This is a genomic window from Streptomyces sp. NPDC052682, assembly GCF_040678435.1.
Taxonomy (GTDB): domain Bacteria; phylum Actinomycetota; class Actinomycetes; order Streptomycetales; family Streptomycetaceae; genus Streptomyces.
Window position 1 is genome coordinate 415035 of record NZ_JBFATS010000003.1, and the last position, 21555, is coordinate 436589.

At 72.6% G+C, this 21555-nt stretch carries 22 protein-coding genes; 11 read left to right on the forward strand and 11 right to left on the reverse strand.

The annotated features are described in order from the left end of the window. The first annotated feature begins 80 nt into the window (after positions 1–80). Positions 81–998, forward strand: a complete 918-nt coding sequence (locus AB0K80_RS06730) for a class I SAM-dependent methyltransferase (RefSeq protein ID WP_365666508.1) — start codon at positions 81–83, stop codon at positions 996–998. A gap of 117 nt (positions 999–1115) precedes the next feature. Here AB0K80_RS06730 and AB0K80_RS06735 read toward each other — a convergent pair whose 3' ends face one another. Then, the gene (locus tag AB0K80_RS06735; protein ID WP_365666510.1) at positions 1116–1766 is read right to left on the reverse strand and encodes a TetR/AcrR family transcriptional regulator C-terminal domain-containing protein; all 651 of its coding nucleotides are present in this window, start codon (positions 1764–1766) and stop codon (positions 1116–1118) included. Positions 1767–1835: 69 nt separating this feature from the next. On the opposite strand from AB0K80_RS06735, the gene AB0K80_RS06740 reads away from it, so the two are divergent. Beyond that, a complete protein-coding gene (locus tag AB0K80_RS06740) occupies positions 1836–3287 on the forward strand; it encodes an FAD-dependent oxidoreductase (protein ID WP_365666512.1) in 1452 nt (483 codons plus the stop codon). Here AB0K80_RS06740 and AB0K80_RS06745 read toward each other — a convergent pair. Then, a complete protein-coding gene (locus AB0K80_RS06745; RefSeq protein ID WP_365666514.1) occupies positions 3263–4843 on the reverse strand; it encodes a methylmalonyl-CoA mutase family protein in 1581 nt (526 codons plus the stop codon). The genes AB0K80_RS06740 and AB0K80_RS06745 overlap by 25 nt on opposite strands. 230 nt (positions 4844–5073) lie before the next feature. On the opposite strand from AB0K80_RS06745, the gene AB0K80_RS06750 reads away from it, so the two are divergent. Then, the gene (locus AB0K80_RS06750; RefSeq protein ID WP_365666515.1) at positions 5074–5946 is read left to right on the forward strand and encodes a L,D-transpeptidase family protein; all 873 of its coding nucleotides are present in this window, start codon (positions 5074–5076) and stop codon (positions 5944–5946) included. Between the two features lie 261 nt (positions 5947–6207). On the opposite strand, the gene AB0K80_RS06755 is transcribed toward AB0K80_RS06750, so the two are convergent. The 5 genes from AB0K80_RS06755 to AB0K80_RS06775 form a co-directional block, all read right to left on the reverse strand. Then, positions 6208–7287 (reverse strand): hypothetical protein, encoded by a 1080-nt coding sequence (locus AB0K80_RS06755; RefSeq protein ID WP_365666517.1) that lies wholly within the window; start codon positions 7285–7287, stop codon positions 6208–6210. Next, positions 7287–7961 carry an RNA polymerase sigma factor gene (locus AB0K80_RS06760; protein ID WP_365666519.1) on the reverse strand — a complete coding sequence of 225 codons (675 nt, stop codon included), beginning with the start codon at positions 7959–7961 and terminating at the stop codon, positions 7287–7289. The genes AB0K80_RS06755 and AB0K80_RS06760 overlap by 1 nt, the downstream gene beginning before the upstream one ends. A 346-nt stretch (positions 7962–8307) precedes the next feature. Continuing rightward, positions 8308–9174, reverse strand: coding sequence for a hypothetical protein (locus AB0K80_RS06765; RefSeq protein WP_365666521.1), 867 nt, complete (start codon positions 9172–9174; stop codon positions 8308–8310). A 447-nt stretch (positions 9175–9621) separates the two neighbouring features. Then, the gene (locus tag AB0K80_RS06770) at positions 9622–10239 is read right to left on the reverse strand and encodes an RNA polymerase sigma factor (RefSeq protein WP_365666523.1); all 618 of its coding nucleotides are present in this window, start codon (positions 10237–10239) and stop codon (positions 9622–9624) included. A gap of 118 nt (positions 10240–10357) precedes the next feature. Next, positions 10358–10789 carry a hypothetical protein gene (locus tag AB0K80_RS06775; protein WP_365666525.1) on the reverse strand — a complete coding sequence of 144 codons (432 nt, stop codon included), beginning with the start codon at positions 10787–10789 and terminating at the stop codon, positions 10358–10360. A gap of 279 nt (positions 10790–11068) precedes the next feature. Between AB0K80_RS06775 and AB0K80_RS06780 the strand changes: the two genes are divergently transcribed. Further along, a complete protein-coding gene (locus AB0K80_RS06780; RefSeq protein ID WP_365666527.1) occupies positions 11069–12220 on the forward strand; it encodes a peptidoglycan recognition protein in 1152 nt (383 codons plus the stop codon). Here the strand turns inward: AB0K80_RS06780 and AB0K80_RS06785 are convergent. The 3 genes from AB0K80_RS06785 to AB0K80_RS06795 form a co-directional block, all read right to left on the reverse strand. Continuing rightward, entirely contained in the window at positions 12217–12618 is a 402-nt protein-coding gene (locus AB0K80_RS06785) for a hypothetical protein (RefSeq protein ID WP_365666529.1), read from the reverse strand. The two genes, AB0K80_RS06780 and AB0K80_RS06785, sit on opposite strands and share 4 nt — an antisense overlap. A 130-nt stretch (positions 12619–12748) precedes the next feature. After that, positions 12749–13312: a hypothetical protein gene (locus AB0K80_RS06790; RefSeq protein ID WP_365666530.1), complete on the reverse strand. Its 564-nt coding sequence runs from the start codon at positions 13310–13312 to the stop codon at positions 12749–12751. A 176-nt stretch (positions 13313–13488) separates the two neighbouring features. Next, positions 13489–15150 (reverse strand): glycoside hydrolase family 20 protein, encoded by a 1662-nt coding sequence (locus AB0K80_RS06795; protein WP_365666532.1) that lies wholly within the window; start codon positions 15148–15150, stop codon positions 13489–13491. A gap of 183 nt (positions 15151–15333) precedes the next feature. Between AB0K80_RS06795 and AB0K80_RS06800 the strand changes: the two genes are divergently transcribed. The 5 genes from AB0K80_RS06800 (at position 15334) to AB0K80_RS06820 (ending at position 19476) form a co-directional block, all read left to right on the forward strand. Then, positions 15334–15849: a 2-oxo-4-hydroxy-4-carboxy-5-ureidoimidazoline decarboxylase gene (locus tag AB0K80_RS06800; RefSeq protein ID WP_365666534.1), complete on the forward strand. Its 516-nt coding sequence runs from the start codon at positions 15334–15336 to the stop codon at positions 15847–15849. A gap of 220 nt (positions 15850–16069) precedes the next feature. Next, a complete protein-coding gene (sdhC, locus tag AB0K80_RS06805; protein WP_365666536.1) occupies positions 16070–16450 on the forward strand; it encodes a succinate dehydrogenase, cytochrome b556 subunit in 381 nt (126 codons plus the stop codon). Between the two features lie 5 nt (positions 16451–16455). Beyond that, positions 16456–16941 carry a succinate dehydrogenase hydrophobic membrane anchor subunit gene (locus tag AB0K80_RS06810; protein WP_365666538.1) on the forward strand — a complete coding sequence of 162 codons (486 nt, stop codon included), beginning with the start codon at positions 16456–16458 and terminating at the stop codon, positions 16939–16941. A 19-nt stretch (positions 16942–16960) separates the two neighbouring features. Beyond that, positions 16961–18715, forward strand: coding sequence for a succinate dehydrogenase flavoprotein subunit (sdhA, locus tag AB0K80_RS06815; protein ID WP_365666539.1), 1755 nt, complete (start codon positions 16961–16963; stop codon positions 18713–18715). Next, positions 18715–19476, forward strand: a complete 762-nt coding sequence (locus AB0K80_RS06820) for a succinate dehydrogenase iron-sulfur subunit (RefSeq protein ID WP_365666540.1) — start codon at positions 18715–18717, stop codon at positions 19474–19476. Before sdhA ends, AB0K80_RS06820 begins: the two co-directional genes overlap by 1 nt. Before the next feature lie 86 nt (positions 19477–19562). Here the strand turns inward: AB0K80_RS06820 and AB0K80_RS06825 are convergent, their stop codons facing one another. Continuing rightward, on the reverse strand, positions 19563–20030 hold the full coding sequence (locus AB0K80_RS06825) for a DUF1877 family protein (RefSeq protein WP_365666541.1): 468 nt from the start codon (positions 20028–20030) through the stop codon (positions 19563–19565). A gap of 314 nt (positions 20031–20344) precedes the next feature. Here AB0K80_RS06825 and AB0K80_RS06830 point away from each other — a divergent pair, with 314 nt between their 5' ends. Both AB0K80_RS06830 and AB0K80_RS06835 read left to right on the forward strand, forming a co-directional pair. Then, positions 20345–20755, forward strand: a complete 411-nt coding sequence (locus AB0K80_RS06830) for a VOC family protein (protein WP_365666542.1) — start codon at positions 20345–20347, stop codon at positions 20753–20755. Between the two features lie 40 nt (positions 20756–20795). Next, a complete protein-coding gene (locus AB0K80_RS06835) occupies positions 20796–21548 on the forward strand; it encodes a TetR family transcriptional regulator (protein WP_365666543.1) in 753 nt (250 codons plus the stop codon). The last annotated feature ends 7 nt before the right edge of the window (positions 21549–21555 follow it).

Here is a 21555-nt window from a genome sequence, read left to right on the forward strand (position 1 = left end):
CCACCCGTTTGCGCCCACTTCTTCACGACACGTTCAGTTCGGTGCCGGATTGCCCCGCTTCCACGGAGCAGGCTCGTCACATGGCCAACGCACAACCCACCGACACACCCCCGGGCACCCTCGCCGACGTCCCCGGCTGGTTCCCGCCGCTGGACCAGGTGCTGTTCACCTGGTTCCTGGAACAGCAGGAGACCCACGCGGTACGCGGCGATCTCCTCGAACTCGGCGTCTACCTGGGCAAGAGCGCGATCCTGCTGGGCCGTCACCTGCGGGACGGCGAGAGGTTCACGGTCTGCGACCTGTTCGGCAGCGACGCCCCGGACGACGCCAACCAGGCCGAGACCTCGAAGTCGTACGCCTCCCTCACCCGGCAGGCCTTCGAGCGCAACTACCTCGCCTTCCACGACACCCTGCCCACGGTGATCCAGGGCCCGAGCTCGGTGATCCCCGCGCACGTCGCCCGCCGCACGTGCCGCTTCGTCCACATCGACGCCTCGCACCTGTACGAGCACGTCCAAGGCGACATCGCCGCCGCGCGCGACCTCCTGCTCCCCGAGGGCGTGGTCGTCCTCGACGACTTCCGCTCCGAGCACACCCCGGGCGTCTCGGTCGCCGCGTGGGAGGCCGTGCTCAACCGCGGGCTGCGCCCGGTCTGCCTCAGCACGCAGAAGCTGTACGGGACCTGGGGCGATCCGGCGCCGCTGCAGGAGGCGCTGCTCACCATGCTCCAGGAGCGCACCGACATCGGCATGAGCGTGCAGTGGGCCGCCGGCCACCGCCTGGTCCGCGCCCACGCCCGCCGTATGCAGCCGCCGCCGTTCCCCCACTCCCGCCACTACGCCCCGCCCGCGCCGGAGACCGCCCCGGTCCCCCGCCCCGCCCCCCGCACCGAGCCCTCCCGCACCCAGCCCTCCCGGGCCCGGCGCCTGGCGAGAGACCTGCTGCCGCCGATGGTGACCCGGGCGGTACGACGGGCCAGAGCGGCGGGCCGGGCGTAGGCGAGCGGCAGGGCGGGCCCGGGGCTGCCCCGGGCCCGCCCTGCGGCGCCCCGGCATCCGGCCCGGGGTCAGACGGCGTCCGGCAGCCCGTCCGGGCACTCCCCCTGGTTCCTGGAGTCAGGTGATGCCGTACCGGGCCCCGATGCCCGTGATCACCAGGGTCAGCCCTTCCTCGAAGTGCCGGTCGTAGTCGTCGAAGATCTCCGGGCCCGCCGCGGCCGACAGGGGGAAGTCGGCCATCCGGCGGGCCCGTTCCGCCATGTCGTAGCCCTCGCGCCGCTCACCCGGCAGCGGCCGGACGCCCTGCTCCTCGGTGACGAAGCCGAGGGTGTACAGGTACGTCGTGGTCAGCGCCCGTACCGCCTGGGACAGGGTGAAGCCGGCCCGGGTGAACAGGCGCAGGTTGTCCTCCATCTGCTCGGCGTGCTCGATGCCGGTGAACCTCGAACCGCTGAACACCTTCGCCCCGTCGCGGTAGCCGCGCAGCGCGTCCCGCAGCCCCCGGTTGGCCTTCAGCAGCCGTTCCTGCCAGGTGTCGGCGGGGTCGAGGTCCGCGCCGGCGACCATCCGGCGGTACATCTCCGTCGCCATCTCGTCCAGCAGGGCCTGCTTGTCCTTGAAGTGCCAGTACAGGGCGGGTGCCTTGACGTCCAGCTCCCGGGCGAGGGCGCGCAGGGTCAGGCCCTCGAGGCCGGCCTCGTTCAGCAGCTTCAGCGCCGTGTCGACGACCCGTCGGCGGTCGAGGGGGGCGCGGCGTTCCGTGCTCACCTTGACAGCTTAACAACGTTAAGGGCACGATCGGCCGCAGCGGAACTTAACAGCGTTAAGGGGGCGATCGTGCACACCGAAGTCCTGATCGTGGGGGCCGGCCCGACCGGGCTGGCCCTCGGTATCGACCTGGCCCGGCGCGGCGTGGACGCGCTGGTCGTGGAACGGGCCGACGGGCTGTTCCCCGGCTCGCGCGGCAAGGGGATCCAGCCGCGCACCTGGGAGGTCTTCGACGACCTCGGCGTCCTGGCCGCCCTGCGCGCGGCGGGCGGCCGCTACCCCGTCGGAATGCTCTGGCGGGACGGGCACCAGGCCGGCGAGCACCGGATGTTCGACCCGGCCGAGGCGACGGAGGACTCGCCCTACGAGGAGCCGTGGCTGGTGCCGCAGTGGCGCACGCAGGAGATCCTGTACGCGCGGCTGACCGAACTCGGGGGCCGGCTCGCCTTCGGCCGGGAGGTGGTGTCGCTCACGCAGGACGAGGACGGCGTGACGGCGCACCTCGCCTCCGGTGGTCGCGTGCACGCCCGGTACGCCGTCGCCGCCGACGGCGGCCGCTCGGCGGTCCGCCGTGCGCTCGGCATCGGCATGACCGGGCAGACGGTGGACCCGGCCCCGATGCTGGTGGCGGACGTACGGATCACGGGCCTGGACCGCGACCACTGGCACATCTTCCCGCCGGCCGACGGCACCGACGGTTTCCTGGCCGTCTGCCCGCTGCCGGGCACGGAGGACTTCCAGCTGGTCGCCCGGCTCCCGCAGGACACGGCCGTGGACCTCTCCCTGGACGGCGTACGGAAACTCGTCGCCGCCCGCTCCCACCTGACACCCGGGGCCGTGACCGAGGTCCGCTGGGCCTCGGACTTCCGCCCCCGGGCAGCCCTGGCGGACCGCTTCCGCGCGGGCCGGGTCTTCCTCGCCGGGGACGCGGCCCACGTGCACTCGCCCGCCGGGGGCCAGGGCCTGAACACCAGCGTCCAGGACGCCTACAACCTGGGCTGGAAACTGGGCGCCGTGCTGCGCGACGGCGCGCGGCCCGACCTGCTGGACTCCTACGAGGAGGAGCGCCGCCCGATCGCCGCCGGAATGCTCCGCCTGTCCACGAGCGTCCACCGGGGCGAGACCCGCCGTGGTGCGGCGACCCGCCAACTGTCCCTGGGCTACCGGGAGTCGTCCCTCACCCGGGAGACCCGTACGGCACCGGGCCCGCTGCGGGCGGGCGACCGCGCCCCGGACGGCACGGTGGCCGGCGTACGGCTCTTCGACGCGTTCCGCGGCCCGCACTGGACCCTGCTGGCCCTGGACACACCGGCCCCGGGCACCGAGCTGCCGGTGGTGTCCGGCCCCGCCCCGAAGGCGTACGGCCCCGGCCTGTTCCTGGTCCGCCCGGACGGCTACGTCGGCTGGGCGGGCGACTCGGCGGCAGGGCTCACGCAGTACGCGGCACGGTTCGGTCAGCCGTCAGCGTCGAGCGGGGTGCCCACGCAGAGGTCCGCTCAGAACGCATCGCTGGGCACGTAGGTCCCCCAGACCTCCCGCAACGCGTTGCACACCTCGCCCACCGTCGCCCGGGCCCTGAGGGCCTCCTTCATCGGGTACAGGACGTTGTCCTCGCCCTCGGCGGCCTTCTTCAGAGCCGCCAGGGCCGTGTCGACCGCCTGCTGGTCGCGCTCCGCGCGGAGCTTGGCCAGCCGTTCGGCCTGCTGGGCCTCGATGGCCGGGTCCACCCGCAGCGGCTCGTAGGGCTCCTCCTCGTCGAGCTGGAAGCGGTTGACGCCGACCACGACCCGCTCGCCGGCGTCGGTCTCCTGGGCGATGCGGTAGGCGCTGCGCTCGATCTCCTGCTTCTGGAAGCCGTGCTCGATGGCGTTGACCGCGCCGCCGAGGTCCTCGACCTTCTCCATCAGCTCCAGCGCCGCCGCCTCGACGTCGTCGGTCATCTTCTCGATGACGTAGGAGCCGGCGAAGGGGTCGACCGTGGCCGTCACGTCCGTCTCGTACGCGAGGACCTGCTGGGTGCGCAGCGCCAGCCGGGCGGACTTGTCGGTGGGCAGCGCGATGGCCTCGTCGAAGGAGTTGGTGTGCAGCGACTGGGTGCCGCCGAGGACCGCCGCCAGGGCCTGGACCGCGACCCGGACCAGGTTCACCTCCGGCTGCTGGGCGGTCAGCTGCACGCCCGCCGTCTGGGTGTGGAAGCGCAGCATCCACGACTTGGGGTTCTTCGCCCCGAACTCCTCCTTCATCACCCGCGCCCAGATCCTGCGGGCCGCGCGGAACTTGGCGACCTCCTCCAGGATCGTCGTACGGGCCACGAAGAAGAAGGACAGGCGGGGGGCGAAGTCGTCGACGTCCATGCCGGCCGCGACCGCCGTGCGCACGTACTCGATGCCGTCGGCCAGGGTGAAGGCGATCTCCTGCGCGGGGGACGCGCCCGCCTCGGCCATGTGGTAGCCCGAGATCGAGATCGTGTTCCACTTCGGGATCTCGGCCTTGCAGTACTTGAAGATGTCCGCGATCAGGCGCAGCGAGGGCTTGGGCGGGAAGATGTACGTGCCGCGGGCGATGTACTCCTTCAGCACGTCGTTCTGGATGGTGCCCGTCAGCTTGTCGGCGCTGACGCCCTGCTCCTCCGCGACCAGCTGGTACAGCAGCAGCAGGAGCGCGGCCGGGGCGTTGATCGTCATCGACGTGGACACCTTGTCCAGCGGGATGCCGTCGAACAGCACCCGCATGTCGTCGATCGAGTCGATCGCGACGCCGACCTTGCCGACCTCGCCGTGCGCGATCGGGGCGTCGGAGTCGTGGCCCATCTGGGTGGGCAGGTCGAAGGCGACCGACAGGCCCATCGTGCCGTTGGCGATCAGCTGCTTGTAGCGGGCGTTGGACTCCACCGCCGTACCGAAACCGGCGTACTGGCGCATCGTCCAGGGGCGGCCCGTGTACATGGTCGGGTACACGCCCCGCGTGTAGGGGTAGCGGCCCGGCTCGCCCAGCTTCTCGGCCGGGTCCCAGCCCTCCAGAGCCTCCGGCCCGTAGACCGGCTCGATGGGCAGACCGGACTCCGACTCGCGCGCCATGGTGTGATGCCTCCCGCTGAGCAGTTGCTGGGGTTACTCGCTGGCCACCCGCCCGTTACCCGCCAGTACAGACCGGCCCTTCGACGGACTGTAGCGGTGGGCGTGCACCCGGTGGAGGGGCACACGCTGGGACCTTCCTCACAGCCTTTCTGCGGCCCCCGTCACAACCATGCCCCGTAGTTCGCCGGCGGTCACGCCCGGGCACCCTCTCAGAAGACGAGGGGGGTCACATGCGTACGACGGGCCAGGGGAGAACGATCGCCGCGCTGCTCGCCCTGACGGGGGTGCTCTGCGGCTGCACGGTGCAGGGCGCGGACGGCAAGGGCGGGCAGGGCTCGCCCGTGCACATCGAGGTGCCGGGCAGCACAGCGTCCTCATCCGCTGCTTCCGGATCCGCTGCCGGCGACGAGGGAGGCGGGAGGGACGAGAAGGGCCGGCCGGGCACTCCGCCGCCCGCGGCGCCGTCGCCCGCCCGGGTGCTGTGGTCCCCCGGCGCCTCCGGCCGCGACGTCCGGGAGCTGCAGGCCCGGCTGCGCCAGGTCGCCTGGCTGTTCGACGGCCCCACGGGGACGTACGACACCGCCACCGAGAAGGCCGTGCGCGGCTTCCAGGGCAAGCGGGGGCTTCCCGTGACCGGCAGGGTGGACACCGTCACCTGGCAGCGGCTGCTGCGGATGACGCGCGAGCCCGGCAGGTGGGAGCTGTACCTCATGGGCGGGCAGCCGGCCGACGCGCCCGACCCGCGCTGCCTGACCGGCCGGGTGCTGTGCATCAGCAAGTCGAGCCGGACGCTGCGCTGGATGATCGACGGACGGACGGTGTCGACGATGGCGGTCCGGTTCGGCTCGCAGTACACGCCGACCCGAGAAGGTGTGTTCCGCATCTACTGGAAGTCCCGGCACCACGTGTCGACGCTCTACGACTCGCCGATGCCGTACGCGATGTTCTTCAGCGGCGGCCAGGCGGTGCACTTCAGCCGCGACTTCGCCGCCCGCGGCTACGCCGGTGCCTCGCACGGCTGTGTCAACGTACGGGACGAGGCGGCGATCGCGGAGCTGTACGCGCAGGTGAGGAAGGGCGACAAGGTCGTCGTCCACTGGTGAGACGGGCCCCGAGGCCCCGGTGGGGTGCGGAGAAAGCGGGGCGCGGGCGGGACCGGGGGAACGTGTCCCGCCCGCGCCGTGTGCACGAGCCGTGGGTACGGGGGGAACCCCGGCTCAGTGCGACAGCCGATGACCAGTCGGCTCACTCAGTACTGCGCCACGGCGGCGGAAAACGTCACACCCTCGCCGAAAAAATTTCCCGGGACCATGAAACCGCAGGTCAGAGGCTTGCAGCAGGGCGTGCGGAGCAGCCCGGCGGGCTCAGAGGGCGCTGTAGGTGGGGCGGGGCGACGTCCCGGGGAGGGTCGTCGTCTTCTGCGGCGACGCGGACTCGGGGCGCGCCGAGGGGGCGAGGAGACCGTGCGGGTGGCCGCGGCCCCGGCCGCCTCTGTGGCCCTCGCCGTCGCTCTTGCCGCTGCCCTTGCCGTCGTCCTGGCCCTTGTCCTGGCCGGGGCCCCGGTCGTCTCCCCGGCCCTCGCCGCCGCTCTTGCCGCTGCCCTCGCCGTCGCTCTTGCCGCCGCCCTTGCCGTCCCGGGCGGCGTCGCCGCCCGCGGCGAGGACCCCCTTGCAGTACGTCCAGACCCGGGCGGAGCCGCCCGCCGCCCGGTCCAGGGCGCGCTTGCGGCCGGAGTCCAGGCCCTTGCCGTCACGCAGGGCGCGGCACGCCGACTCGACGTCCTTGCGGAGGTCGCCGGATCCGTGGCCGCCGGTGTCCGGACGGGTGCCGGGGCGCGGGGTGGCGCCGCCGCTCGGCTCGTCCGCGTCGGGGCCGCCGGCGATGCCGTGGGAGGGCTCGCCCGAAGGGGCGCCCGAGGTGCCGCCGCCCTGGGCGGAGTCGTGCGGCGAGGGCGGCAGCAGGGGACGGCCGGGGGGCGTCACCTCGGCCGAGACCGAGGCGGCCGGGTCCGGCTCGCCGCCGACGAACGAGGGCGTCGGCAGGACTCCGGTTCCGGCCGCGACGGCCACCGAGCCGACCATGCCGACGGTCAGCGCGGCGGCCAGCCCGAGGCGCGCCGGCCGGGCCCAACGCGGACGCCGTACGGTGCGGGCGGGGCCGCCGATCCGGACCAGCCCGGCCTCGGAGAACTGGGTGCCGGAAGGCCGGCCGGGGGTGTCGGCCGCGGCGCCGCGCGCCGCGCGCGCCGCGCGGAAGGCCGCCAGCGCGGCGGCCTCCCCGGGCAGTTCCTCGCTGGCCGGCGGGGGTGCGGACAGCGCGCCGAGCGTCCTGGCGAGCCGTTGGGCCTGCTCGCGGGCGGCCGGGTCGACGGCGTCCAGTGGCTCTCCGCTCAGCAGACGCTCCGCCGTTTCGCGGTCCAGCCACCTGTACTGCTCGTCGGCCATCACATGTCCTTCTGCGTCCGCGTGCGCGTATGCGTCACTGTCGCGGACGTCACCGCGCGGCGGCGCGGTTCTCGCTGGGGCGGCAGGGCGTCGAGCACGCCGGCGGATTCCGGATCGGTCTGCGGGTTCTCGCCGAGCAGTTCGGCGAGCCGCTTCAGACCCCGGTGGGCGGCGGTGCGCACGGCCCCCGGACGCTTGCCGAGCGTCTCGGCCGCGGTCTTGGCGTCGAGGCCCACGACCACCCGCAGGACGACGGCCTCGGCCTGGTCCTGCGGCAGCCGGCCGATGAGGGAGAAGGTGCGGTCGGTGGCCAGGGCCTCGATGGCCTCCCCGGCGGTGTCGCACTCGGCGGCCCGGCCGGTCAGCTCGTCCTCGTCGCCGCCGATCGCGGGCCTGCGGCCCCGCATCCGTATGTGGTCCAGGGCCCGGTTGCGGGCGATCCGGGCCGCCCAGCCGCGGAACCGGTCGGCGTCGCCGCTGAACCGCTCCAGGTCCCGGGCGATCTGCAACCACGCCTCGGAGGTCACGTCCTCGGCGTCGGGGTCGCCGACCAGTGTGCGTACGTACCCGAGCAGCCGCGGGTGCACCGAGCGGTACACAGTCCGGAACGCGGTCTCGTCACCGTCCTGTGCCGCACGCACCGCGGCGGTCAGTTCCGCGTCGTCCCCCAGCACGCGCGCGCCCTTCTGCGCCCAAGCCGGCGCCGCTTGCGCGGACCGGGTTCTCGCCGTCGTGGTTCCTCGTTCGATGGTTGCGCGGTCTCAGGGCCGCGGGTGGTGCCTGTGGTCGTCTGCCCTCCGCGGTCTGGCGCGAAAGGCACGTTACGACCTGAAACCGCTCTTCGTCCATGTGGGTACAGGATGCAACCAACCCGTGACTAGGTGGGTGTGACACAAAACGCTCCCCCGACGCTGTAGGGAGTACGGGCCGTCGCGGCCCGTGCCGCGCGACGGCCGGGGCCTCTCCTGTGGGGGGTGGCGGCCCCGGCCGTTGCCTTCCGGGCCGGGGCGCGCGGGGTGCTTACGGCTTCTTGCCGCCGTCGGCCCTGTTGCCGTTGCCGTCGCTGCCGCCGTTGCCGTCGCTCTGCCCCTGGTCCCCGTTCTGGTGCTGGGGCGGTTCCTGGCCGTTGCCGTCGGCGCGGCCGGTCTCCTTGCCGTTGCCCGGGCCGGGTGCGGCGGGCTGGTTGCCCGCGGCGCTGTTGCCCGGGGCGGGGGTGCCGTTCGCCCGGCCCGGCCTGTCGTCGGCCGCCGCGTCCGCCAGGGCCCGGGCGCAGTACGCGGCGACGTGCCGCTCCCCGCCCGCCGCCGCGACGAGCCGTTCCCAGGCCGTCGCGTCCAGAGCCCTGCCCCGGCCCTCGACCTGCTCGTAGGCACGGCACTGGGCTTCGGTGTCCTGGGCGGTTCCGGGGCGGCCGGAGGGCCCCGAACCCGGGTGGGACGGGGATGCCGAAGGGCCGGCCTCCCGGGGCCGCGTGGTGCCTGTGGCGGGGCGGGTGGTGTGCTGCCGCTCACCCCCGGCCCTGTCGTTGTCCGAGTCGGCCACGCCGATCGCCGCGACGGCGACACCGCCCAGCGTCAGGCTCGCGAGCGCCACGGACAGCGCGGTCCGCACCGAGCGCCCGGTACGCCGCGGGCGGGCCGGCCGCCAGTCGTCCCGACGGCGGGTGCGCGCCCCCTGCGCCCCCGCCTGACGGGCGGCCCGGAACGCGGCCACGGCCCGCTGCTCGGCCTCGGCGTCGATCACGCCGCCGCGCAGGGTGGCGACGAGCAGCGCCTCCAGCGCGGCGCTTTCGGGAACCGCCCGCCGGACGCCCGGGCCGGCCGCGGAGCCGCCGGGGTGCACACGCCGACGGCCGGTGAGCCCACCGTCACTCTGCCGATCGCCCATGTCCGTTCCCGTCCTGCTCACTCAGTACCACTGCCGTGCCCTGCTGGGCCGTGCCCTTCTTCCTGCTCCGTGCTCGGCGGAGGACCGACCGGCGTGCGGGCCGCGCAGTCCACCTGTCCCGTCCCGAGCCCGGGTCCCGGCGAGCCCGGGCCGGGCTCGGCTGCGGCTCGGGGCGTGCCGGTGCACCGAGCGGGTCCGCGGCCCGGTCGCCGCGCTGCCGCCCGGGTCCGAGGACGGGGCCGCTGCTCCCGCGCCGCTCAACCCCGCCGGCCGGCCGGTCCCGGCCCGCCCTTGCTCGGCCAGACCCGGCCGTGCGTGCGGTGCGGGCGGCGGACGCCCCGGCCGGGGCCGGTCGTGGCCGGTGCGGCCGACTGCAGGCCGATACGCCCGGCGCCTTCGTTCCGTTCAGACGGACACGTCCGGCCGGCGGTACCGGGGCGGCCCTGTTCACTTCGACTCACCCAGCGTCCGCGGCGCCTCATCCGTCACACCCTCGGCGCCGAGCTGCCGGGCCAGGCGTTTCAGCCCCCGGTACGCGGCCGTCCGTACCGCGCCCGGCCGCTTGCCGAGGACGCGTGCGGCGGCCGGCCCGTCCAGCCCGACGACCACGCGCAGCAGCACCGCCTCGGCCTGGTCGCGGGGCAGGCCGCGGACCAGTTCCAGGGCGTACTCGGTCGACAGGGACTCCAGCGCCTGTTCGTGGGTGCTCTGCGGCCCGGGCAGTTCCAGGACGTCCTGTTCGAGGGTCGTGGCCTGGGGCCGTACCTTCCTGCGCCGCAGATGGTCCAGCGCCCGGTGCCGGGCGATGGTCGCCGTCCAGCCCCGGAAACCGGCTCCGTCCCCCCTGAACCGCCCCAGGTCCCGGGCTATCTCCAGCCAGGCGTCGGAGGCCACGTCCTCCGCGTCGTCCCCGACGAGCCCGCGCAGATAACCGAGCAGGCCGGGCTGCACCAGCCGGTACGCGACCGCGAAGGCGGCCTCGTCGCCCTCCTGGGCCCGCGCGACGGCCGCGGCCAGCTCACCGTCGTGCGGCTGCACGCGGCGGGGTTCTCCTCCTCGGCCCAAGAACTGTCCTCGTCCGTACGGGTTCACAGCGGGGCAGGCCCCCTGTGACACGCCCCCACGATCATCAGCGCCGGGCTGCACGGAAGTGTCACAGCGCGTCAGGAACCGCGCGTCCCCGTCACGCCGCGGTCCGCCGGGCCCTGCCGTGCAGGGTCAGGTAGAAGGTCTGGAGGGACTCCTGCGGGCCGCCCACCTCGAAGCGGTTGTGGACCTTGCCGAGCGGGTTCCACACCCGGCCGTCGGGCATCCGGACGCCCACCGCCTGGCCGAAGCAGGCGCGCTGGCCGGCGTCGAGGTCCACCCACACCGCCCCGGCGCGGCGCACGAGCACCTCACCGACGTACGCGCCGAGCGCGAGCAGCGGACCGCGCACCCGGTCGCGGTCCGCTCCGCCCTTGCGCAGTCCGTCGATCAGGAAGTCGACGACGCGCAGGCTGGCCACGGAGTAGTCGAGCGGCAGCCGGTTGCGGGCGGTGACCTGGGCGACGAACGCCGCCGCGCAGGCTCGCATCTCGCCGGCGCGCGGCGTGTGCTCCTCGGCCCCACCCATGGGACATCCCTCCACCTCGGCTCCGGGAGCCCGGCCGGGCCCCCTGGTGACCCAGCGCCGGTCACACCGTGAACATCACGGGCCGGGTGTGTGTCGATGCCCACACGGGCGGCCCACAGAACCCGCGCAACGGCACGGCCGGCCTGCCGGCTTCCCGGGCGAGCCCGTCGAACACCGCTCGATTGCGCGCGCGTCGGTGCCGGACTTTCGCCTCCCGCGCCCGTTCCATGCGAAAGGAGCCGTCCGGCGAACCACCGCACGAGAAAGGGACCGCCACCGATGCGTCGTCTCCTGGCCCGCACCGCCCTCGCCGCCGCCCTAGTGGCCGGCGCCCTGCACCTGGCCGCCCCGGCGCACGCCGACCCCGCCGGCAGCGTGCGCAGCATCGCCGTGCCGGGCGACGATCCGCTCCAGCGGGTCCTGCCGGCACGGACCACCGAGCCGTTCAGCCTGGTCGGCATCACCTGGGACGACCCGGCCGCCCGGCTCACCGGCACCGCCGAGGTCCGTACCCGCTCGGCCGCCGACGGCCGCTGGAGTCCCTGGCGGGCCCTCGACACCGACGTCCGGACGCCCGAGACGGGCCCCGACCGCGCCGACGGCAGGGTGCGCGGCGGCACCCAGCCGCTGTGGGCGGGCCGGTCCTGCGGCGTCGAGGTCCGGGTGACGGGCAGCGCCCTGCCCAGGGGTCTGCGTGTGGAACTGGTCGACCCGGACCACGGCACGGCCCCCCGCACCGGCACCGCCCCCCAAGCCCACGCCCGCGCCCACGCCACAACCCCCGCCACCCCCCGCATCCGCCCGGTGATCCGCACGACCGCCGCCGCCCCGGCCGCGCCCGGCCGCCCGGCGATCACCCCGCGCTCGGGCTGGGGCGCCGACGAGTCCCTGGTCAAGAACCCGCCCACGTACACCACCGACACCAAGGCGGTGTTCGTCCATCACACCGCGGGCAGCAACGACTACACCTGTGCCGAGTCGGCGTCGATCGTGCGCGGGATCTTCCTGTACCACGTGCAGGGCAACGGCTGGAACGACATCGGCTACCACTTCCTCGTCGACAAGTGCGGCACCGTCTTCGAGGGCCGTGCGGGCGGTATCGACAAGCCGGTCCTCGGCGCGCACACCTACGGCTTCAACACCGACACCAGCAGCGTCTCCGTCCTCGGCGACTACAACACGGCCACCGTGAACACCGCCGTGCGCGAGTCCGTCGCGAAGGTCGCCGCGTGGAAGCTCGGCCTGTACGGCCTCGACCCGGCCGGGACCGTGGTGCTGACGGCCGGTGCCGACAACGGCAAGTACACCGCCGGGCAGAAGGTCACCCTGCACCGCATCTCCGGCCACCGCGACGGCTACCCCACCGAGTGCCCGGGCAACAACCTGTACGCCGCCCTGCCCGCGATCCGCTCCCTGGCGGCGGTGTCCTAGGACCGGGGAGACGTCACCCCGCCGGTGGCGTCCCGGCACAGCAGCCGCAGCGAGCCGTGTCCGGCGAAGCAGCGGCGGGCCTCGTCGATGGGATCCCACAGCCGGCCGTCGGGGGTGCGGATCCAGTGGTCGCCGCCGGTGGCCCACCACTCGGCACCGGTCTGACGCACGATCACCTCACCGGCGTACGCGCCGAAGCCGCGCAGCACCTGTTCCACGGCGTCCCGGGGCGCGCCCTCGCTCCGGATGCCCTCGATCATGCGGTCGACGCTCCACAGGCTCTGCGCCGAGTAGTCGAGCCGCAGCCGCGCGCCCTCGCGCATCGTCGCCACCGTGTCCGCCGCCCACCGCACCGGCTTCGCCGCCGCCGCGGGCCTGGTCTCCTGCTGGGTCGTCACAGTCGTCACAGTGGTTAGAGCGCTCCCGGCCGGGCATCCGTCACGCGGATCCGGCGGCTTCCCGGAACCGGTGCAGGACCGCCCCGGCTCCGCCCCACGACGGTCACAGGACTCCCCCAGCCGGGGCGTTTCAGGCGGGGCCGACCTTGTTCCGGGTCCGGCGGGAGACCACCGCGCGCAGCACCCGCCGCCCCTCCGTGGACACCTCCAGCGCCCGGCGCAGCCCGGCCGGACCGTGGCCGGCCACCACCTCCAGGACCGTGATCTGACGGCGCAGTTCGGCGGCGACGAGCGGGGACATGCCCTCCGTACGGCCCTCCCGCCGGTCGTCCACGCAGGACGCCTCGTCCTCGGCGGGGTCCAGCAGCCGGTGGATCTGGAGGGCGGCGACGGAGCAGGCGTCGGCCCACACCCGGATCTGGGGCAGAAACCTTTCTGCTGGTGCGGCGGCCAGCATCCGGCGGGCGAGCAGCGCTGCCTCGTCGTGCGGGTCGCTGCCGTCCAGGCCGGCGCGGGCCTGCTCCAGGCCGAGGCCCCAGTCACCGCTGTCGGCGGCCTCCGTGAGGCTCTGCCACAGCGGCCGCAGGATGTCGTCGTCGCCGCCCAGCAGGGGCACGCACCGATCCAGACAAGCCAGCCCGCTCACGGCCAGCCCGCGCTCGTCGGCCTGTGCGATCAGTTCCACCAGGCTCATCCACGCCTCCCTCTGCGGGCCTCCACAGGCCGTCGCCGGGCGCCGTCCTTGACGGAGCCCACACTTCCCCTTACTGCGTGCAACGGTCCGGGAGTGTCACTGGGCCACCGCACCGAGCCGGTCGAGCGGCCGGAGGAAGAGGGTCGCGAACCTCTCGCAGGGCCCCTCGTACGGGATCAGCCGAGCCGGTCCGCCAGCGCGCGGAACTGCGTCCAGGACAGCTCCGGCCGCCCCGGGTCCCACAGCTTCTGCACCGTCGCCCGCAGCGGCATCCGGATCCCGGCCGCGACCTGCTCCTGGCTCTGGGCGTCCGCGATGTCGCACCAGACGGCGAAGGTCCCGCCGAGGATCTGTCCGTCGTAGCGGGACGGCACGGCGGAGGTGCCGCGCAGCACCCGTGGGTTCCACTGCTCGTAGATCCGCTGTCCCGTCGGGTAGACGAAGGTCTGCGGCTGGCCGAGCACGTAGTACAGGAACTCGTCGTTGTAGTTGATCACCTTCCGGCCGGCGTCCAGGTACTGCGTCGGTGGCCGGGCGCCGATCTCCTTGCCGGTCCAGTAGGCGACCTGGAGGTCCTTCGCCGGCTGGACGGAGGTGTCGCGGAAGAAGCCGTCGTTCCAGGCGCGCGGGGTGCGGTCGTGGGCGCGGACGGTGGCGGCGCGGTCGTTGAGCCAGCCGGTGGCCAGGTCGGCGACGGTGGCGCCGGAGCCGTACTTCTTCCGCGCGGCGGTGGCCAGCTGCGGGAACGAGGCCTGCGGATCGGAGTAGAGCAGCGCCTGGTACTCGTCGCCGCCGAGGTGCCACGGACCGCCGGGGAAGAGACCGGCGTACTCGTTCAGCAGGTCGTCGACGATCCTGGCGGAGGCGGCCTGGGAGATGTCGATCGCCCCGCGCACCGCCGTGCCCCGCGCGGTGCGCAGCTGGAGGTCGGGATGGGCGGCGATGACCGCCCCGAGGTGCCCCGGCGAGTCGATCTCGGGCACGACCGTGATGTGCCGGTCGGCCGCCAGCCGCACGATCTTCCTGACCTGCGCCTTCGTCAGGTGGTCCCGGGAGACGATCTCCGGGTGGGTGGAGGACTCGATCCGGAAGCCCTGGTCGTCGGAGAAGTGCAGGTGCAGCTCGTTGTACTTCAGGTCCCCCAGCTCCCGCACCCGGTCCTCGATCCAGCCGGCGGTGAAGGGCTTGCGGGCGATGTCCAGGGAGAGGCCCCGCACCGGCTTGGCCGGCTCGTCGCGCACCACGCCCTCCGGCGCCCTGCCGCCGCCGCGCACCGCCTGCTTCAGCGTGCGGGTGCCGTAGAAGACCCCGGCGTCGGCGGGCCCGCTGATGTTCACCCGCCCGCCGCGCACGGTCATGGTGTACGACTCCGGGTCCGCCCCCTCGTCGCCGTTCAGCGCCAGCCGTACGTCCCCGGGGCGCACGTCTGCCTTCTCGCCCGCGTACGTCAGCCCCAGCTCGCCGGCGATCAGCCGCCCCTCGTCGGCGAGGTCGGCGTCGTTGACGACCACGCGCTCCCCGCGCTGCGGCTTCCAGCCCGGCCCGCGCGCCGGGGTGTGGGCGCGGACGGCGGGGATCGTGCGGGGCGCCTCGGAGAGCGGATAGGAGCGCGTGGGACTCGGGGCCGGGGACCGCTCGCCGGTGGGTGTGGGCGCCGACCGGGCCTCGGAGGTCCGCCCCGCCGCACCCGCGGGCCCGCCGCCCCCGTCCGAGAACGTCGCCCACAGCCCCAGACCGACCCCGGCGGACACCACGGCCAGGGCGGCGGTCACCGCCACGGTCAGCGTCCGCCGCTGTCTCACCTTCTGCGCCGGCACCCGGCGCCTGTGCTGGCTCACCTCGCCAACCTACGACTCGATCCGGAAGACCGCCGTCCACCACACGTTCCGAAACTCTCCCGCGCGGGTGAAATTCGGGCATCCGTCGGACACGTCATGCCCACTCTCGATAACGTTGCGCCACATCTCTCACAAGATCCGCAACCGACACACACGTGACGCCCACGAGGACCCACGCTGGCTGTGCACCGCCTCCCCGACCTCCCCGGCCGTACCGCCATACCGGTGGAGCACTTCAACACATCCCCCGCGCAGGAAGCGGAAAGCCTTCTGCTCGACTGCCTCCACAGCCCGAACTGGGCCGCCCGGGTCGCAGACCACCGCCCGTACCCGGACGTGGCCGCCCTCCTGGCCGCGGCGGACGAGGCGGCGTACGACCTGACCTGGGAGGATCTGGCGGAGGCCCTGGCGGCCGAGCCCCTGCCGGCGCTCCCGGCGGGCACCTACTCCGCCGCCCACACGGCCCTGCGCGCGGCCCACGCCGCCTACGAGGCCCGGTTCGGGCATGTGTTCGTCATCTGCCTGGACGGTGTTCCGCCCGCCGAGTCCCTGGACCGCGTCCTGGAAGCCATCCGGTCACGATTGACCAACGATCCGGAGGAGGAACGCGCGGTCACGGCGGAGCAACTCCGGCGCCTCGCGAGGGGCAGGCTGATGAGAAACCTCAGGGGCGCCGGGAACTGCGCGACCAGCCACTGACCGCCCGCACCCGGCAAAACACAGCAAACCGCCCACCCCGGCGGCCGCAGTAGCCCACCCGGACCCCTTTGCGTGCCAGTTTGATCACACCCCGGGACCCCCGCTCAGCCCTACGGCGGCGCCTCGCTACGATGCTGGGGGCCGGTGGACCGTACCCGGCCGGGCCCGACCGACACCGACGCCGGCGCGGCCCCAATCCCCGCTCCCGGAGGAAACTTCCGTGCCGGCTGGAACGCTGTACCGCGGCCGGGAAGGAATGTGGTCCTGGGTGGCTCACCGAGTCACCGGCGTCCTCATTTTCTTCTTCCTGTTCGTTCACGTGCTGGACACCGCACTCGTCCGTGTGTCCCCCGAGGCCTACGACAAGGTCGTGGCCACGTACAAGACGCCCATCGTCGCGCTGCTGGAGTACGGCCTCGTCGCCGCCATCCTCTTCCACGCGCTCAACGGTCTGCGCGTCATCGCCGTCGACTTCTGGTACAAGGGCGCGCGCTACCAGAAGCAGATGCTCTGGGCCGTCGTCGCGCTGTGGGTCGTGCTGATGGCGGGGGCGATCTACCCCGTCCTCGGCCACGCCGCTCGTGAACTGTTCGGGAGCTGACGCACATGTCCACGACTGAAAAGACCGCGGCCTCGGGCATCGGCCCCGTCGAGGGCGCCTCCGGCTACTCCGTCGACAACCCGGCGCCGTACATCGAGGCCCCGCGCAAGCGGACCAAGAAGACCCCGAAGTCCACCCGGGGCAACTTCGAGATGGCCGCCTGGCTGTTCATGCGCCTGTCCGGCGTGGTGCTGGTCGTCCTGGTCATCGGCCACCTGCTGATCCAGCTCGTGCTGGACGGCGGTGTCTCCAAGATCGGCTTCGCCTTCGTGGCGGGCCGCTGGGCGAGCCCCTTCTGGCAGGTCTGGGACCTGCTGATGCTCTGGCTCGCGATGCTGCACGGCGCCAACGGCCTGCGCACGGTCATCAACGACTACGCGGAACGCGCGAACACCCGGCTGTGGCTCAAGGGCCTGCTCTACACGGCCACGGTGTTCACCATCCTGCTGGGCACGCTGGTGATCTTCACCTTCGACCCGAACATCCGCTAGATCCGGGGCTGCGAGACTCATGAAGATCCACAAGTACGACACCGTCATCGTCGGCGCCGGCGGCGCCGGTATGCGTGCCGCCATCGAGGCGACGAAGCGCAGCCGCACGGCCGTGCTGACGAAGCTGTACCCGACCCGCTCCCACACGGGCGCCGCGCAGGGCGGCATGGCCGCCGCGCTCGCCAACGTGGAGGAGGACAACTGGGAGTGGCACACCTTCGACACGGTCAAGGGCGGTGACTACCTGGTCGACCAGGACGCCGCCGAGATCCTGGCGAAGGAGGCCATCGACTCCGTCCTCGACCTGGAGAAGATGGGCCTGCCGTTCAACCGCACCCCGAACGGCACGATCGACCAGCGCCGCTTCGGCGGTCACAGCCGTAACCACGGCGAGGCCCCGGTGCGCCGCTCCTGCTACGCGGCCGACCGCACCGGCCACATGATCCTCCAGACGCTGTACCAGAACTGCGTCAAGCACGGCGTGGAGTTCTTCAACGAGTTCTACGTCCTGGACCAGCTGATCACCGAGGTCGACGGCGTGAAGCGCTCGGCCGGTGTGGTCGCCTACGAGCTGGCCACCGGCGAGATCCACATCTTCCAGGCGAAGGCCGTGATCTACGCCTCCGGCGGCTGCGGCAAGTTCTTCAAGGTGACCTCCAACGCGCACACGCTGACCGGTGACGGCCAGGCCGCCGTCTACCGGCGGGGCATCCCGCTGGAGGACATGGAGTTCTTCCAGTTCCACCCGACCGGCATCTGGCGCATGGGCATCCTGCTGACGGAGGGCGCCCGCGGTGAGGGCGGCATCCTGCGCAACAAGGACGGCGAGCGCTTCATGGAGAAGTACGCGCCGGTCATGAAGGACCTCGCCTCCCGTGACGTCGTCTCCCGCTCCATCTACACGGAGATCCGCGAAGGCCGCGGCTGCGGCCCCGAGGGCGACCACGTCTACCTGGACCTGACCCACCTGCCGCCGGAGCAGCTGGACGCCAAGCTGCCCGACATCACGGAGTTCGCGCGGACGTACCTCGGCATCGAGCCGTACACGGACCCGATCCCGATCCAGCCCACCGCGCACTACGCGATGGGCGGCATCCCGACCAACGTCATGGGTGAGGTCCTGGCGGACAACACCACGGTCGTCCCGGGCCTGTACGCGGCCGGCGAGGTCGCCTGCGTGTCCGTGCACGGCGCCAACCGCCTCGGCACCAACTCGCTGCTGGACATCAACGTGTTCGGCAAGCGGGCGGGCATCGCGGCGGCGGAGTACTCGCAGTCGGCGGACTTCGTCGAGCTGCCGGAGGACCCGGAGGCGTTCGTCGTCGGCCAGATCGAGATGCTGCGCGACTCCACCGGCAACGAGCGGGTGTCGACCCTGCGCCGCGAGCTGCAGGAGACGATGGACGCCAACGTCATGGTGTTCCGCACCGAGCAGACGATCAAGACGGCGGTCGAGAAGATCGCCGAGCTCAAGGAGCGCTACAAGAACGTGGCGATCCAGGACAAGGGCAAGCGGTTCAACACGGATCTCCTCGAGGCGATCGAGCTGGGCAACCTGCTCGACCTGGCCGAGGTCATGGCGGTGTCCGCGCTGGCCCGCAAGGAGTCCCGCGGCGGCCACTACCGCGAGGACTACCCGAACCGCGACGACGTCAACTTCATGCGCCACACCATGGCGTACCGCGAGGTCGGCGCCGACGGGACCGAAACCGTCCGTCTCGACTACAAGCCGGTCGTCCAGACCCGCTACCAGCCGATGGAGCGTAAGTACTGATGGCAACCCCTGTTCTGGACAAGGCGGAAGCGGCGTCCGCGGCCTCGCCGTACATCACGGTCACCTTCCGGATCCGCCGCTTCAACCCGGAGGTCTCGGCCGAGGCGACCTGGGAAGACTTCCAGATCGAGATCGACCCCAAGGAGCGCGTCCTCGACGCCCTCCACAAGATCAAGTGGGACGTCGACGGCACGCTGACCTTCCGCCGTTCCTGCGCCCACGGCATCTGCGGCTCCGACGCCATGCGCATCAACGGCAAGAACCGCCTGGCGTGCAAGACCCTGATCAAGGACATCAGCCCCGAGAAGCCGATCACGGTCGAGCCCATCAAGGGCCTGACGGTCCTGAAGGACCTGGTCGTGGACATGGAGCCGTTCTTCCAGGCGTACCGGGACGTCATGCCCTTCCTCATCACGAAGGACACGAACGAGCCGACGCGGGAGCGCCTGCAGTCCGCCGAGGACCGGGAGCGCTTCGACGACACGACGAAGTGCATCCTGTGCGCGGCGTGCACGACCTCGTGCCCGGTCTTCTGGAACGACGGCCAGTACTTCGGCCCGGCGGCCATCGTCAACGCGCACCGCTTCATCTTCGACTCGCGTGACGAGGCGGCCGAGCAGCGGCTGGAGATCCTCAACGACCGCGACGGCGTGTGGCGCTGCCGCACGACCTTCAACTGCACGGACGCCTGCCCGCGCGGTATCGAGGTCACGAAGGCGATCGCGGAGGTCAAGCGGGCGCTGATCACGCGCCGCTACTGATCTTCCCGGCCTGCGGAAAAGGCCCCGTTCCCGGAACGCACCGGAGAACGGGGCCTTTTCCCTTTCGCTTGAATCTCCGCTCGCTCTCAGCCCTCGTAGACGAACGCCATACACAGCCCTGCGCGGGCGGCTCGGCCGTACACGTCGCGCAGGTCGGCCAGGTACTCCGACAGATCTTCCAGATAACCGTCGGGGACCGGTCCGCGGATGATGCCGGAGAGCACCTCCGGGGCGGTGCGCATCACGTCGTCCACCCGGATGCCGGACAGGAAACCGTCCACGCGGGCCACGTCGCCGGCCAAGAGCACCGTGCACACCGTTCCGGCACCGTCGTCCCCGAGCAGCGTGCCACCGGAGACGGCCGGTTCCGCGAGGTCTCCGGCCCCCGCACGGAGCAGCAACTGCCGGAGGATGTCCCCTTCCTCGCCCAGATCGCAGTACGCGTCCTCGAAGCCGTGGTCGTCGGCGTCCTCGGCGGCATGGAACAAGCTGAGCACCCGATCGAAGCCGGCGTCGATCTCCGCCTGGGAAAGCGGAAAGAGGGACATGTTCATCGCTCGCTGCAACCTTCCGGAGGATGGAAGGGTACGGTGCGGTTCTACTCACCGAGCAGGACGGACACCGGATCCGGATCCGAGGTGGTCGGCCCCACGACCTGGTGGCAGAAGCGCATCGCCGTTGGATGAGGCACCCGCCGCTTCGGCCGGCCAGACCGCCGCGCGCCTGGGCCCGTTTCCCTCCGGAAGCGGGCCCAGGACCGATGCGCGGTCGTGCTGTCCGCGCTCTGGTGCACATCCCATGCCGCCGACCGTACGAGGCACCACTGACAATCACCGGTTCCGGCCGATCATCGGCCTACTCTGACGGTATGTCAGATGACGAGTCGTACGAGCTGCTCGGGTTCGACAACGTGCTGGTGCCCGTCGGCGATCTCGGCGAGGCCGTCGCCTTCTACGAGCGTGCCGGGTTCCCGCTGGAGTTCCGGCTCGACGAGGCCGGGATCGCGCTGCTGAAGGTCGGTGGGGAGACGCCCGGGATCCTGCTGCGGCACGAGGAGGGGCTCGGGCACCGGCCGCCGCCCTGGCCCTCCGCGCGGGTCTGGCTGGAGGTGCCGGACGCCCGGGCGGCGGCGCGGGCGTTGCGCGAGGCGGGCGTCGAGCCACTCGACGAGCCGTCCGCCGTGGTCACCGGCTGGGCCGTGGAGATCGCGGACCCCTGGGGGAACGTCGTCGGGTTCACGGACTACACCAAGCGCCCGGAGCTCGGACGGCGGCCCTGACCGCACCAGGGCGTGAGGGCAGGGCCTAGGCTCTGTCTCCGTGCCCGCGAAGAACGACGGCCCCGGTGAGGGGGCTTCTCACGACCAGTCCGCGCAGACGCCCGGCAAGTCCGCGCAGACCCGTGCGCTGATCCTTCAGACGGCCATGCGGCTGTTCCAGGAGCGCGGGTACGACCGGACCACCATGCGGGCCATCGCCCAGGAGGCCGGGGTCTCCGTCGGGAACGCGTACTACTACTTCGACGGCAAGGAGCACCTGATCCAGGGCTTCTACGACCGGATCGCCGCCGAGCACCAGGTGGCGGTGCGGGAGGTCCTGGACCGGGAGACCGACCTGGAAGCACGTCTTTCGGGTGTGCTGAAAGCCTGGCTGGACATCGCGGCGCCCTACCACGAGTTCGCGGTGCAGTTCTTCAAGAACGCCGCCGACCCGGACAGTCCGCTCAGCCCGTTCTCCGCCGAGTCGGAGCACGCGCGCCGGGAGGCCATCGGCGTCCACCGGGAGGTGCTGCGCGGTGCGAAGACCAAGGTGCCGGAGGAACTGCGGGACATCCTGCCCGAGTTGATGTGGCTCGCCCAGATGGGGCTCGTGCTGTACTGGATCTTCGACCGCACCGAGGGGCGCGCGCGCAGCTACCGGCTCGCCGAGCGCGGGGCGCGGCTGACCGCGCGGGGTGTCGCACTGGCCCGTTTCCGGGTGCTGCGGCCGCTGGTGCGCGAGGTGCACGAGCTGTTCACGGACTTCCTGCCGGGGATGAGCAAGCCGCTGCCCGACCCCGGCACGGCGTCCTGAGCACCGG

Coding starts and splice junctions, on each gene's coding strand:
- AB0K80_RS06730 (WP_365666508.1), top strand. CDS start 81: ATGGCCAACGCACAACCCACCGACACACCCCCGGGCACCCTCGCCGAC.
- AB0K80_RS06745 (WP_365666514.1), bottom strand. CDS start 4,843: ATGGCGCGCGAGTCGGAGTCCGGTCTGCCCATCGAGCCGGTCTACGGG.
- AB0K80_RS06750 (WP_365666515.1), top strand. CDS start 5,074: ATGCGTACGACGGGCCAGGGGAGAACGATCGCCGCGCTGCTCGCCCTG.
- AB0K80_RS06755 (WP_365666517.1), bottom strand. CDS start 7,287: ATGGCCGACGAGCAGTACAGGTGGCTGGACCGCGAAACGGCGGAGCGT.
- AB0K80_RS06765 (WP_365666521.1), bottom strand. CDS start 9,174: ATGGGCGATCGGCAGAGTGACGGTGGGCTCACCGGCCGTCGGCGTGTG.
- AB0K80_RS06775 (WP_365666525.1), bottom strand. CDS start 10,789: ATGGGTGGGGCCGAGGAGCACACGCCGCGCGCCGGCGAGATGCGAGCC.
- AB0K80_RS06780 (WP_365666527.1), top strand. CDS start 11,069: ATGCGTCGTCTCCTGGCCCGCACCGCCCTCGCCGCCGCCCTAGTGGCC.
- AB0K80_RS06790 (WP_365666530.1), bottom strand. CDS start 13,312: ATGAGCCTGGTGGAACTGATCGCACAGGCCGACGAGCGCGGGCTGGCC.
- AB0K80_RS06810 (WP_365666538.1), top strand. CDS start 16,456: ATGTCCACGACTGAAAAGACCGCGGCCTCGGGCATCGGCCCCGTCGAG.
- sdhA (WP_365666539.1), top strand. CDS start 16,961: ATGAAGATCCACAAGTACGACACCGTCATCGTCGGCGCCGGCGGCGCC.
- AB0K80_RS06820 (WP_365666540.1), top strand. CDS start 18,715: ATGGCAACCCCTGTTCTGGACAAGGCGGAAGCGGCGTCCGCGGCCTCG.
- AB0K80_RS06825 (WP_365666541.1), bottom strand. CDS start 20,030: ATGAACATGTCCCTCTTTCCGCTTTCCCAGGCGGAGATCGACGCCGGC.
- AB0K80_RS06830 (WP_365666542.1), top strand. CDS start 20,345: ATGTCAGATGACGAGTCGTACGAGCTGCTCGGGTTCGACAACGTGCTG.